The organism is Mesorhizobium sp. M1050 (genome assembly GCF_040318715.1).
Taxonomy (GTDB): Bacteria; Pseudomonadota; Alphaproteobacteria; order Rhizobiales; family Rhizobiaceae; genus Mesorhizobium.
This window is the reverse complement of sequence record NZ_JAMYMV010000007.1, coordinates 62,577-75,677: the sequence shown is the minus strand read 5'-3', so window position 1 is coordinate 75,677 and position 13,101 is coordinate 62,577. Positions and strand designations below refer to the sequence as shown.

The window sequence follows — 13,101 nt, the reverse complement described above, 5'->3', positions numbered from 1 at the left end:
GTTTCGCGGATCGGAGCCTTCCCCACCGGAGCGGGGAAGGCGTTTTCTTGTGTTGCGCTTACTTGGCGTCGTCGATGGCCTTGACCAGTTCGGTCACGGCCTCGTCCGAGGTCTTGATCTGACCATGGACGAACTTGGAGACGACATCCTTATAGGCATTGGCGACCGCTGGAGGCGCGCCATAGCCCTGGGCCAGCGAACCGAACAGCGTGCCGCCTTCGTTGGCAGCCTTCAGGTCGGCGATGCCCTTCTTGCCGCAAGCGTCGAAGTCGGTGTCCGGAACGTCGGTACGAGCCGGAACCGAACCCTTGACGACGTTGAAGGCCGACTGGAAGCTCTTCGACAGGGTAGCGGTGGCCAATGCGATCTGGGCGGCCTTGCGGTCGTCCGGAACGTTGAACATGCCGAACATGTCGGAGTTGTAGATCACCGAGCCGTCGGTGCCCGGGAAGCGGTAGCACAGGAAGTCAGTGCCCGGGGTCTTTTTGGCTGCGTGGAACTCACCCTTGGCCCAGTCGCCCATGACCTGCACGAGGGCATCGCCCTTGATGACCATGGCGGTGGCAAGGTTCCAGTCGCGGCCCGAGAAGTTCGGGTCGACATAGGTGACCAGCTTGGCGAGATTGTCGAACGATTTCTTCATCGTGTCGGACTTGAGCGAAGCGTCGTCGAGGTCGTTGAAGGCCTTCTTGTAGAACTCAGGTCCGCCGGTCGACAGCACGACCGAGTCGAACATGGTGGCTTCCTGCCAGTTCTGGCCGCCGAGAGCGAGCGGGATCACGCCTGCTGCCTTGGCCTTGTCAAGCAGGGCAACGAAGTCGTCGAAGGTCTTCGGCTCGGTGCCGCCGATCTTGTCCATGACGGCCTTGTTGATCCACAGCCAGTTGACCGAGTGGACATTGACCGGAGCCGCGACCCATTTGCCTTCGTAGACCGAGAACTTCTGCAGGGCTGCCGGAACGGACTTGTCCCAGCCTTCCTTCTTCGCCGTCTCGGTCAGATCGCCCATGACGCCGGCCGCCGCATAATCGAGCACGGTGTAGCCGAGCATCTGCGAGGCAGTCGGGTAATTGCCGGCCGCAACCATCGCCTTCAGCGCGGTCATGGCAGCGTCGCCGCCACCACCGGCCACCGGCACGTCTTTCCAGGCATAGCCTTCCTTGGCCAGGTCGCCCTTGAGGACGTTGAGAGCAGCCGCTTCGCCGCCCGACGTCCACCAATGCAGCATCTGGACTTCCTTGACGTCCGCGGCATGGGCCGCGAAAGCCAGACCCGATGCGAGAGCCGTTCCGATAAGCAGTTTGCGCAACATGTACTTCCTCCCTTGTTTCATTACACGACCGGTGGAGGCCCACCGGGTTCTTCTCAACTCAGCCGACCCACCATCCGGTGCGTTGGCCGCGATGAAACTGGATTGTCTTTTCCTCGGTATAGTCCTCGACGGCGCGTTTGCCGAGTTCGCGTCCGAGACCGGACTGCTTGTAGCCTCCGAAAGGCAGCTCGGGATAACCTTCCATGAATGTGTTCACCCAGACGGTCCCCGAACGCACCCCACGCGCTATCGACATGCAAGTGTCGATGCTGGCGCTCCACACGCCCGCCGACAAACCATAGGGCGTGTCGTTGGCGATGTGCAACGCCTTTTCAATCGATCCAAAAGTCAGCACCGAGAGCACCGGGCCGAACACTTCCTCGCGCGCAATGGCCATATCCTCGGTGACGCCGCGGATGATGGTGGGATCGAGGTATTGGCCGGCATTGGAGGCCAGCTGATTGCCGCCGCTGTAGACGCTGCTGCCTTCGGCCGCGGCTGCTGCCACGTAACCTGTCACCTTTGCCAAATGGTCGGATGAAATCATCGCGCCGACCTTGGTTCGGTCATCGAGCGGATCGCCGACCGTCACCCTGGCGGTGAGCTCCTTGACGGCGTCGAGAAAGTCGTCGGCGATAGCCTCGTGCACGATCAGCCGGCTGCCGGCATTGCAGCATTCGCCGGCATTGAAGAAGCCGCCGAACACCGCCGCGTCGGCGGCCGCCTTGAGGTCGGCGTCGGGGAAGACGATCTGGCCGTTCTTGCCACCGAGTTCCATCGAGACTTTCTTCAGCGACTGTGCGGCCGAGGCCATCGTCATCCTGCCGACGCGGGTCGATCCGGTGAACGACACCATCTCGACCAGGGGATGGCTGACCATCGGGGCGCCGACGTCTGCTCCCAGCCCTGCGAGGATGTTGACGACGCCGGCAGGAAGGCCGGCCTGCATCAGGATGTCGCCGAGCACGAAGGTGGAAGCCGAGGTCATTTCGCTCGGCTTGACCACCGCCGTACAGCCGGCGGCGAGCGCGAAGGGCAGTTTCTGGCTGACGATCAGGAAGGGGAAATTCCACGGCGTGATGATCGAGACGACGCCGATCGGCTCGCGCAACACGACACCCAGCATCGTATCGCCGAGATTGGCGTAGGATTCGCCATGCAGCGTGCGGGCGAGCGAGGCGGCGTAGCGCCAGATGTCGACGGCGCCGCCGATCTCGCCGCGCGCCTGAGCAATCGGCTTGCCGGATTCCAGCGCGTCGAGCCGGGCGATGTCTTCGAGCCGCGCCTCGATCAAGTCGGCCGCCTTGAGCAGAATCGCGGCACGTTCAGCAGCCTTCATGCGCGGCCATGGGCCCGTTTCGAAAGCTTTGTGCGCAGCCTGCATAGCGGCTTCCACTTCGGCCTCGCCGGCCTGCGCATAGTGCGAGACGGTGAAGCCGTGGCCGGGGCTCTGGCGCGCAATCGTGCGGCCGTCGCGGGCATCGACATGCTTGCCGTCGATCAGCAGCTTGTACGCCCTTGGCGCCGCGGACGCCTCGGCCGGCATGGAAATCTTGAGAGGTGCGTTCATGTGTTTCCTCTAGGATCTCAAAAAGGCCGGCTTGTGCTTGGCCTTGAAAGCGCCGACACCGGCCTTGAGATCGCCGGTCAGGGCGATGAAGCCGCTGGCCAGCGCTTCGGTAGCGGCCGCACTTTCCTCGCCTTCGGCGACAGCGATCATCAGCTTGGCGGCCTCCGTCGCCAGCGGCCCGCGCTCGGCGATCTTTTCGGCCCAAATCCTGGCTTCGTCGTGGGCCTTGCCGGTCTCGACCACCCGGTCGACCACACCCAGGGCCCTCGCTTCGGGCGCGAGCAAGATCTCGCCGCCCAGCGCCATGCGACGCACCGTCTGTGCACCGAAACGACGCACCGCGCGCTGCGTGCCGGACCAGCCGGGCACCACTCCAATCGAGGTTTCCGGGAAGCCCAATTTCACCTGTGTTTCCGCCACGCGGAAATCACAAGCCACAGCCAGCTCCAGGCCGCCGCCCAGCGCATGGCCGGACAGGACGGCGATGGTCGGTTGCCGCAGCCGCGCCAGCCGGTCGAACACACGGTGGCCGTAGCGCACCCATTGCACCTGGAAATCGGCCGCGCTCATCTGTGCCCAGGCCTCGACATCGCCGCCGGCGCAAAAGCCCTTGCCCTCGCCGCGCAGCAGCACGACACGCACGCCCTCCGCCAACTCGGCCGCGTCGAGTGCCGTCTCCAGCGCGCGCAGCATCGGGATGTCGAGCGCGTTGAATTTCTCCGGCCGGCGCAACGTGACGGTGCCGACGGCGCCATGCTGCTCGAAGGTGACGAGACGTTCAGCCATGCGCGCCTCCGAGCGAGGCGCCGCCATTCAGCGACAGGCCCATCGGCTGGTCCAGGTAGAGCGCCTCTGGTGTCGTCTTGAGGTCCTTGGCGACGCCGAGCGGGATCTCTGCCTGCGCCAACACATCGCGCTGCAGGTCGATGCCCGGGGCGAGTTCGGTGACGACCAGACCTTCCGGCGTCAGCTTCATCACGCAGCGCTCGGTGACATAGGTGATGTCCTGCCCCTGCGCGACCGCGCGCTTGCCCGAAAACGAGATGTGCTCGACCTCCGCGACGACCTTCTTGATCTTGCCCTCCTGGTCGATGCGGATGCCGCCATCGGCCAATGAGAGCTTGGCGCCAGCGTTGAAAAAGCCGGAGAAGACAATCTTCTTCGCCCGTGCGGTGATGTCGACAAAGCCGCCTGCGCCGGCTGTCACATGCGGCCGCGCCGAAAGCTTCGAGACGTTGACCGAGCCATGACGGTCGATCTGCAGGAAGGACAGCAGTGACGCATCGAAGCCGCCGGCCTGGAAATAGATGAACTGGTGCGGCGAGGGCATGAAGGCGTCGGCATTCGACGAGCAGCCGAACTTGAAATCGAGCAGCGGTACGCCGCCGACCGCGCCCTGTTCGATGACCCAGGTGACCTTGCCATGCTGGCCTTCCTCGAGCAGGATACGCGGCACATTGGCGGAAATGCCGAAGCCGATGTTGACGGCCATGCCGTCGCGCAATTCCATGGCGACGCGGCGCGCGATCACCTTCTGGATATTCATCTCCGCGTTGCGGAAACTCGACAGCGGCCGGAAGATCTCGCCCGAGATTGCCGGATCGTAAGGCGTCAGCGTCGTCTGCAACTGGTCGGGCGCGACGACGATATGGTCGACCAGCACGCCGGGCACGCGTACGTCATGCGGCTTCAGCGTGCCGTTCTCGACGACGCGCTTGACCTGCGCGATGACGATGCCGCCATTGTTGCGGGCAGCAAGCGCCTGCTCCAGCCCGCCGAGATAGGCGCCCTCATGCTCGTAGGTGAGGTTGCCGCGCTCGTCCGCCGTGGTGGCGCGGATGATCGAGACATCCGGCACGATGGAGCGGAAATAGAGCCATTCCTCGCCGTCGAACTGCTGCACGGAAACGATCGGCTCGCTGGCGGCGGCGTTCATGGCGCAGCCTTGGTGGCGGGGATCGGCGAAGGTGTCGAGACCGACCTTGGTCAGCACGCCCGGCCGCTTGGCGGCAGCCTCGCGGTGCATATCGAACAGGATGCCGGACGGCACGTTGTAGGCGGCGACCGAATTGTCGCCGATCATCTTCCAGATCTGCGGCGGTTCGGAAGAGGAGGGGCCGGACGGATAGGAACCGCACAAAGTCCGCTTCAGCAGGCCGGGCTTGGCCAGATGGTCGATACCCCTGACGCCATACATGTCGCCCGCGGCGATCGGATGCAGCGTGGTGATGTTCTTCGGATGGCCTTCCCCATCGAAGCGCTCGCCGATCGCGGCCAGCACGGCGTCAGGGCAGCCGAGGCCGCTCGACGAGGACACCGACACGACCATGCCGTCCTTGATAAGGCCGGCGGCTTCAGTTGCGGAAACGACCTTGCTCAATTCATGCTCCCGAGTTTCGGGTCGATCTTGACGGCCTTGCCGGAACTTGCCGATTGCAGCGCTGCTTCGGCAGCGGTCAGCGACCAGATGCCGTCCTCTCCGGTTGCGGCAGGCCGGCCCTCGCCACGGATCGCGGTGTGGAACTGGCGCACGGAGCGCGCATAAAGATCCTCGCGGTCGAAGCTCAATTCCTCTTCGCCTGCTGCCGTGCGCAGCAGCACCGAGCCGATCGGCTTCTGAGTCATCACGTTGCTGGCGATCAGCGACCCTTCCGAACCGTGCACCTCGAAGCCGGTGCCGGCGAATTTGGTGGTGAAGCCCTCATGCGACTGCGCAATGACGCCCGATTTGAAGCGCCAGATGCACATGGCGCCATCCTCCAGCCCGCTGCCGGCCATGCCGGCCGACTGCGTGAAGCAGGAAACCTCGACCGGATCGTCGCCGAGCACGAAGCGCAGCGTGTCGGCATCATGCACGGTGATGTCGAGCACCACGCCGCCGCCCGCTTTGGGTTTGGTGATGCGCCAGCCCTGCAGATTCTCAGGCAGATAGACGGAATGGAAGACGCGCGCGGCAATCGGCTTGCCGATGCGGCCGGCGGCGATCGCCTCGCGCATGGTGCGGTGCGCGCCGGCGTTGCGCAGATGATGGTTGGTGCCGAGCACGACGCCGGCGGCCTTGGCGGCGGCAACCATCTTGCGGGCGTCGCTGCTGGTCAGCGCCAGCGGCTTTTCACACAGCACGTGCTTTCCCGCCCTGACGGCGGCGATCGCCTGCTCGAGGTGCAATTCATTGGTGGTCGAGATGTAGACGGCGTCGATATCGGCGCCGAGCAGGCCATCAAGCGTCGAAACGGCAAGCGGAATGTTGTTTTCCCCGGCATAGGCGGTGGCGCGCTCGGGGCTGGAACTCATTATTGCCGCGACCTCGCCGTCGCCTTGCGCGCGGATGGCGTTGATCATGAACTGTCTGGCGATCGTGCTGGCGCCGATCAAGCCCCATTTGACGCTCATGTCGCGCTCCTCGAACCTGCGGGGCTGTTTCGGGTGCGGCGATCCGGGCCGCAGCTTTCCCTGACCACGAGATTGACCGCGCCGATATGGTCCTCGGCCCGCGTGGTGCGCGACTGGATCATTTTCAGCATGACATGCGCGGCACGTTCGCCCAGGCCCGCCGAGTCCACCGCGACGCTGGTCAGAGCCGGCATATGATGCTCGGCCTCGGCCACGTCGTCGAAGCCGACGATGGCGAAATCAGCGCCCGGCTCAAGCCCACGCTTGCGCAGCGCCAGCATCGCGCCAAAGGCGACGGCGTCATTAAAGCAGAGTGCCGCGGTCGGCGGTTCAGCCATCGCGAGAGCGGTCTCCAGGCACGCGATACCACCTCTGCGGCTGGTCTCGCCTTCGACGACAAGCGCGTCACCGGCGGCGATGCCCTGCGCCTCACAGGCTTCGCGAAATCCGCCAAGCCGCTCGTGATAGACCACCAGATCGGACGAGCCGCCGAAGAAGACCAGCCGGCGATGTCCCTTGCCGATCAGATGAGCGGTGGCGAGATAGGCGCCGCGATGATTGTCGGGCGCGATCACTGGGATGCGGCTTTCCGGCAGCCGGCGCATGGCGAAGACCACAGGCAGGCCCGCCGTTTCGATCCTCCGAAAGGCGCCCGGCGTCGTGCCGCGGGCCGGCGACACGATGAGACCGGCGACACCTTGCTCCATCAGCGATTTCAGTACTTCTTCCTGGCGCACCGGATTTTCAGCCGTGTTGGCGATGAAAGGCACGATCCCGGCCGACTGGAAGACGCGTTCCATGCCGACCGCCAGTTCTGCGAAGAAAGGATTGGTGAGATCGTTGATGACCATGCCGATGACGTTGGAGTGAGCCTTGCGCAGGTTGGCGGCGCCGCGGTTGTAAACGTAACCGACATCTTCGATCGCCTTGCGAACCTTGCTTGCTGTCTCAGGCCGGATCAGCCCGCTGCCCTGGAGCACGAGCGATACCGTCGATTTGGACACGCCTGCTTCACGGGCAATGTCGAATATCGTCGCCTTGGCCCGGCTGGCCATCCAGATGCATCCTTCCAACTTTATGATCGCGTTTTATTGGAACGTTCTAATCATCGGTTGGATCTTGAGTCAACCCCAGATTTTTTCCCGGTCGGGAACGATCGATCGTACGTACTCCAATGCCATATTGTATAAGGCTTTGTCTGATGCAATGCAGCATTTGCCTGTGAATGAACTCTGAATCCTAAAGGTTCTTGATTTATTGGAACGTTCCATTTATAGGCGCGGGAAAGGGAGAGATCGATGGACATTTCCTTGCCTGGCGAGGATGGCCGCAGTGCCCGCTACGCGCTTGCCGGCCAGCCGGTGCAGCCGGTGATCGGCGCGCGGTTTACGCGCATCGCCTATGCCGCCGCACACGTCGTTGCCGATCCGCTTGCGATGACCGATCCGTGGTCCAGGCCGATGGTCGACTGGGACAGGACGATGGCGTTCCGGCACCATCTGTGGCGGCTAGGCTTTCGCATCGCCGAGGCGATGGACACGTCGCAGCGTGGCATGGGTTTCGACTGGACAAACGCGCAGGAATTGATCCGCCGCTCGATCGCCGAGGCGCGTACCGTCGATGGCGCCGACCTGGCCTCGGGCGCTGGCACCGACCATCTGGCGCCGGCCGCTGCCAAGACGCTCGACGATGTCATCACCGCTTATGAGGAGCAGTTCGGTTTTATCGAAGGGCTGGGCGGCAAGGCGATCATGATGGCCAGCCGGGCGCTCGCGGCGACAGCCAAGGGCCCGGATGACTATGTGCATGTTTACGACCGCATTCTCGGCCAGGCCTCCGGCAAGGTCATCCTGCACTGGCTGGGCGACATGTTCGATCCGGCGCTCAAGGGCTACTGGGGCAGCAGCGATTTCGAGGCCGCGCTCGATACCGTCATCGCCATCATCGAACGCCACGCCGACAAGGTGGCAGGGATAAAAATCTCGCTGCTCGATGCCGGCAAGGAGATCGCGCTCAGGACCCGCCTGCCTGACGGCGTCGTGATGTTCACCGGTGACGACTTCAACTACCCCGAACTGATCGCCGGCGACGAGAAAAGGCATTCGCATGCGCTGCTCGGCATTTTCGATGCGATAGCGCCGGTCGCCAATGCGGCCTTGGCGAAACTGGCGGATGGGAATCGCGCGGGCTATGACGCCTTGATGGCGCCGACCGTGCCGCTATCGCGAAAAATCTTCGAGGCGCCGACCGAATATTACAAGGCCGGCATCGTCTTCATGGCCTGGCTGAACGGCCATCAGGACCATTTTGCGATGGTCGGCGGCATGCAGTCGGCGCGCGGCATCCGTCACTATGCCGATGTGTTCCGCCTTGCCGACCAAGCGGGATTGCTGGCCGATCCAGACCTAGCGGTTGCCAGGATGAGAAGCCTCTGCGCCGTTGCGGGCGTCTGAGCTGGATGGTCCCTCACGGAACCAATGTCCTGGCTTCTAACGCGGGCATCTCACGCAGGCCCGTTCTGGTCAGTGCCAGGACGGGCGCATTGCGCTCACGCTCGCCAATGTCTGGATTGGATGGTGGGCGTGACAGGGATTGAACCTGTGACCCCTGCAATGTCAATGCAGTGCTCTCCCGCTGAGCTACACGCCCATCCGAAGCCGCGCATACACCATTTTTGATCCAGCGCGTCAATAGCAGGAAAAAGGAAAGAAGGCGTCGTCTCGCCGCAGTGGCGAAGAGGTGCGGCGCCTCGCTTGGAAAGCGGCTCAGGCCGCCTGAAGCATCTTCTCGACCTCGTTGACGAGATCGCGCAGATGGAATGGCTTCGACAACACCTTGGCGTCTTTCGGCGCCTTGGAATCCGGGTTCAGCGCAACGGCGGCGAAACCGGTGATGAACATGACTTTCAAATCAGGATCGATCTCGGTAGCGCGGCGTGCCAGCTCGATGCCGTCCATCTCCGGCATGACGATGTCAGTCAACAGCAGCGAGAACGGCTCCTCGCGCAGCCGCTCATAGGCGCTGGCGCCATTGTCGAAATCGCTGACCTGGTAACCGGCGCGCTCCAGCGCCTTGACGAGGAACCGACGCATATCGTCGTCGTCTTCCGCCAGAAGAATGCGTGCCATGATGTCCCGTCCGAATCACCCGCCCGAGATTGCCGTTGGGCAAGCCCGTTAACCATCCTGTATATGAGGAGGTGAGGGTAAACATCAAGTGAACGCGGACGGCGATGATCCATATTTGCCCGGCGGCTCGACCCCTGAAATGCTGGACACGCGGCCAGCAAGGTGGCACTTTCACATCATGATGCACTGGTGTTTTCGGGTTCGTTCAAATTGAAGACGGCAGCCGAGGATTTTTCGGTCTTTCCGCCCTTCGAAATCCGGTCGGGCGCCGAGCAGCGCGTCCCCTTCCTCTTCAACTCACCGCATAGCGGCCGCTACTATCCCGAACGCTTCCTGGCCATGGCAAGACTGGATCGCAACGCCATCCGCCGGTCGGAGGACTGCTACGTCGATGAGTTGTTCGGCGGCGCCGTCGCGCTCGGCGCACCGATGCTGGCGGCGAATTTTCCGCGCGCCTATCTCGACGTCAACCGCGAGCCTTGGGAACTCGATCCGCGCATGTTCGCCGAGCCGGTGCCGTCCTTCTGCAACATCCGCTCGGCGCGAGTGGCCGGCGGACTTGGCACCGTGCCGAAACTGGTCGGCGAGGGGCTCGACATCTATCCCGGCCGCTTGCCGCTGGCCGAGGCGGTCGCCCGGATCGAGGCCGTCTACAAGCCTTATCATGAGACGCTGAAGCGGCTTTTGACCAGGACCCATGCGCGTTTCGGCTTTGCCGTGCTGATCGATTGTCATTCGATGCCGGCGAGCATTCGTGTCGGCGACAACGGCTTGCGGCCCGACTTCATCATCGGCGATCGTTTCGGCATCTCGGCCACCACGGCCTTGACCGAGGCCGCGATCGGCCTGCTCACGGCGATGGGCTATGCAGTCGCTCACAACAAACCGTATGCCGGCGGCTTCATCACCGAGCACTACGGTCGCCCGGCGCGCCATCTGCATGCGCTGCAGATCGAGGTCAATCGCGGGCTCTACATGAACGAGCGGACATTCGAGAAGGTCGCCGGCTTCGACGCTCTGGCCGACGATTTGACGCGATTTTCAGCCGACCTGATGTCGATGCCCGACCATCATTTCGTCGACCTGCCGCTGGCTGCGGAGTGAAATTCGCCTTGTTGGTGCATGTCATTGGCGCAAAGCCGCTGCGCACCTCGGGTCAGACCGTGGGCATGCTTTTGGGCGACATGCCTCGGAAATCCCGGCGTAAAAAAAGACCGCATCGTTTGCACGATACGGTCGAAGTCTAGGGAGGAAACGCCCAAGGAGGGCATGGACAGATAAGCTGTCCGAGAACAAGGGTATTGTGCGCTGCACAAATGTCAAGCGACCTTCAGGTTTTTTTAATTCACCGTGATGTGGAAATTGCGTTTCGAAGATGCTTGTGTGACATCCGGGCAACAGATGTCGTCGCGGAAAAATCATCGAACACCCTTGTTTTGGGACAAAATTGTCGGCAGAGCACGGCTCGGGCATGCCGCAATGCGGGAGAATCAGTTGGACATCAGCATCGATTTCATGCGCCGCATCGCGCAGGCGGCGGCGGCGGAGACCTTGCCGCGCTTTCGCAGCCAAGGCGCTGTCGCCAACAAGGAAATGGGCAGTTTCGACCCGGTCACCGAGGCCGATCGCGAGGCCGAGCGCGCTATCCGGACGCTGATATCGGCGCAATATCCCGACCATGGCATTCTCGGTGAGGAGCACGGCAGCGAGAACATTTCGAGCCGGCATGTCTGGGTGATCGACCCGATCGATGGCACGCGCGCCTTCATTTCCGGGCTGCCGGTGTGGGGGACGCTGGTCGGGTTCACCGTCGACGGAGACGCCGTTGCCGGCATGATGTCTCAACCCTTCACCGGTGAACTGTTCTACGCCAACGCCTCGGGTTCTCACTATGAGGGTCCAGGTGGCTCGCGAAAACTGACAACCCGCAAGACGACGAAGCTGGCCGAGGCGACGCTGTTCACAACCACGCCGGCACTGTTCAAAGGCGAGGCGCGCAATCGCTACGACCAGTTCGAAAAGCAGATCCAACTCGCTCGCTACGGCGCCGATTGCTACGCCTTTGCCATGATAGCCTCAGGAAGCGTCGACATCGTCGCCGATCCGGGCTTGAAGCCTTACGACATCGTCGCGCTGATCCCGATCATCGAGAAGGCAGGCGGCGTCGTCACCACATTCGACGGCGGGCCGGCGGAACAGGGTGGCGATGTGCTGGCAGCGGCGACGCCGGAGCTCCATGCCGCGGCCATGGCCGCCTTACGCGGCTGACCGCTTCACGCGACTCTCGAAATTGCCTCAGCGCGTCCTGAACCAGCGATCGGCGCTTCAGGCACTCGGGTCGTCGCTGCCGGGAATGAAGGCATCGAAGGCGGCGAGCAACTGCTCACGGTAGATGTCGGCTTCCTGCAGGATTTCGTGACGGGAACCGTCGATCATCAGCAGCGAACCGAGCCGCAGACGCCTGGCGTAGGCTTCCACGGCCTTGGTCGAGACGACCTGGTCGGCGCCGGCTGCGATTATCAGCAGTGGAATCTGGATCCGAGCCATGAAGTCGGGGTCGCTGACGGCTTCAGAGGCTTTCGCGGCTGCCCGCAGCCAACGGATCGTGGGTCCACCAAGTGCCAGTTGCGGGTACTCTTCGTAGATCCGCGTGTTGCGCCGATAGCGCACCGGGTCGCTCGTCAGCTTGTTGGTCTCGAACGGGGCCGTCACCTTCGGCCGCGGGCCCCAGGCGGCATAGAGCCGGCCGAGGCCGACAGCGCAGAATAACGAACAGACGCGGCGAACCGTCGATATCGAGACCGGCAGGTCGGGCAGCGTCAGGAATGGCGCGATCAGCACCATGCGCCGCACGCGGTTCATCATTGACCGTGCGGCAAGCAGCGTGATCAACGCCCCTGCCGAATGCGCCAGGATGTAGTACGGCCCTCGGCAATCGGGCAGCACGATCTCCTCGAAAAACTGTTCGAGGTCCGCGGTATAGTCGCGGAAGCGCTTGACATAGCCGCGCTGGCGATCGCGGATCAGCCGGTCGGAACCGCCCTGGCCGCGCCAGTCGAGGGTGGCGACGCCAAAGCCGCGATCGGCGAGGTCGCGGATGGTTTCGAAATATTTCTCGATGCACTCGTTGCGGCCAGACAGCAGGACCACGGTGCCCTTGATCGGGCGGGCGACCGCGCCGAACAGGCCGTAGCGGATCTTCTTGCCGTCGCGCGTGGTGAAGAAGCCGGCAGAGGCGTTTTCCGGCCGCGGATTGCCCTCAATTTCGTGAAAAAGGCGGTTGTCGTTGAAAAGATCCGTCATTCGGCGCTTCGTGCTTGGCGTCTCGCATGCCTGCCTGTGCCGGCCGGCTCTGCTAAGGTGATAGACGCCCATGCGCCAAAAGCAAAGCAATTCACGGCAACGGAGGCTGTAACGGGGAAGGCCGGAAGCCGCTTGAAAGCATGCTTCCGGCCCCTGTCGATCCGGGAGGAAGGGACGTTGACACCCGGTCGGCCTCGTCGCGGTGCCTGTCGGCGCCGCCAGTCCTTGATCCTGGAATGCACTTTAGCGCCGGCTGTCTGAACGCGCGCCGAAGCGCCGGTTCATCTGCCGTTCATCAAGGTATCAGCCACACGGTTTTTTGCCGCCGGATGTAATCTTGAAATGCATTCGATTGCTCCCCAAATGTCTGATGCGGCCGCCAATGTTGGGGTCGC

General features: G+C 63.1%; 11 protein-coding genes and 1 tRNA gene. 3 read left to right on the top strand and 9 right to left on the bottom strand.

The window, feature by feature from the left end:
* Window positions 1–58: 58 nt before the first annotated feature.
* The 6 genes from NKH57_RS06290 to NKH57_RS06265 are packed head-to-tail and all read right to left on the bottom strand — an operon-like array spanning window position 59 to window position 7,330.
* The gene (locus tag NKH57_RS06290) at window positions 59–1,312 is read right to left on the bottom strand and encodes an ABC transporter substrate-binding protein (protein WP_352942676.1); all 1,254 of its coding nucleotides are present in this window, start codon (window positions 1,310–1,312) and stop codon (window positions 59–61) included.
* Window positions 1,313–1,370: 58 nt separating this feature from the next.
* Window positions 1,371–2,882 carry an aldehyde dehydrogenase family protein gene (locus NKH57_RS06285; protein WP_352942673.1) on the bottom strand — a complete coding sequence of 504 codons (1,512 nt, stop codon included), beginning with the start codon at window positions 2,880–2,882 and terminating at the stop codon, window positions 1,371–1,373.
* A 9-nt stretch (window positions 2,883–2,891) separates the two neighbouring features.
* On the bottom strand, window positions 2,892–3,668 hold the full coding sequence (locus NKH57_RS06280; protein WP_352942671.1) for an enoyl-CoA hydratase/isomerase family protein: 777 nt from the start codon (window positions 3,666–3,668) through the stop codon (window positions 2,892–2,894).
* On the bottom strand, window positions 3,661–5,262 hold the full coding sequence (locus NKH57_RS06275; protein WP_352942668.1) for an acyl CoA:acetate/3-ketoacid CoA transferase: 1,602 nt from the start codon (window positions 5,260–5,262) through the stop codon (window positions 3,661–3,663). The genes NKH57_RS06280 and NKH57_RS06275 overlap by 8 nt, the downstream gene beginning before the upstream one ends.
* Window positions 5,259–6,275, bottom strand: a complete 1,017-nt coding sequence (locus NKH57_RS06270) for a Gfo/Idh/MocA family protein (RefSeq protein WP_352942665.1) — start codon at window positions 6,273–6,275, stop codon at window positions 5,259–5,261. The genes NKH57_RS06275 and NKH57_RS06270 overlap by 4 nt, the downstream gene beginning before the upstream one ends.
* Window positions 6,272–7,330: a LacI family DNA-binding transcriptional regulator gene (locus tag NKH57_RS06265; RefSeq protein WP_352942662.1), complete on the bottom strand. Its 1,059-nt coding sequence runs from the start codon at window positions 7,328–7,330 to the stop codon at window positions 6,272–6,274. Before NKH57_RS06265 ends, NKH57_RS06270 begins: the two co-directional genes overlap by 4 nt.
* Window positions 7,331–7,573: 243 nt before the next feature.
* Between NKH57_RS06265 and NKH57_RS06260 the strand changes: the two genes are divergently transcribed.
* The gene (locus NKH57_RS06260) at window positions 7,574–8,728 is read left to right on the top strand and encodes a dihydrodipicolinate synthase family protein (RefSeq protein ID WP_352942659.1); all 1,155 of its coding nucleotides are present in this window, start codon (window positions 7,574–7,576) and stop codon (window positions 8,726–8,728) included.
* A gap of 121 nt (window positions 8,729–8,849) precedes the next feature.
* Here the strand turns inward: NKH57_RS06260 and NKH57_RS06255 are convergent.
* Window positions 8,850–8,924 (bottom strand) — tRNA-Val (locus tag NKH57_RS06255).
* 116 nt (window positions 8,925–9,040) lie between these two features.
* Window positions 9,041–9,403, bottom strand: a complete 363-nt coding sequence (cpdR, locus tag NKH57_RS06250; protein WP_006199474.1) for a cell cycle two-component system response regulator CpdR — start codon at window positions 9,401–9,403, stop codon at window positions 9,041–9,043.
* A gap of 162 nt (window positions 9,404–9,565) precedes the next feature.
* Here cpdR and NKH57_RS06245 point away from each other — a divergent pair, with 162 nt between their 5' ends.
* Together NKH57_RS06245 and hisN are read left to right on the top strand one after the other, a co-directional pair.
* Window positions 9,566–10,507, top strand: a complete 942-nt coding sequence (locus NKH57_RS06245) for an N-formylglutamate amidohydrolase (RefSeq protein WP_023759723.1) — start codon at window positions 9,566–9,568, stop codon at window positions 10,505–10,507.
* 390 nt (window positions 10,508–10,897) lie between these two features.
* Window positions 10,898–11,671, top strand: a complete 774-nt coding sequence (gene hisN / locus NKH57_RS06240; protein ID WP_023759724.1) for a histidinol-phosphatase — start codon at window positions 10,898–10,900, stop codon at window positions 11,669–11,671.
* 57 nt (window positions 11,672–11,728) lie between these two features.
* Here the strand turns inward: hisN and NKH57_RS06235 are convergent, their stop codons facing one another.
* Window positions 11,729–12,706 carry an alpha/beta fold hydrolase gene (locus NKH57_RS06235; protein WP_352725275.1) on the bottom strand — a complete coding sequence of 326 codons (978 nt, stop codon included), beginning with the start codon at window positions 12,704–12,706 and terminating at the stop codon, window positions 11,729–11,731.
* Window positions 12,707–13,101 lie beyond the last annotated feature (395 nt).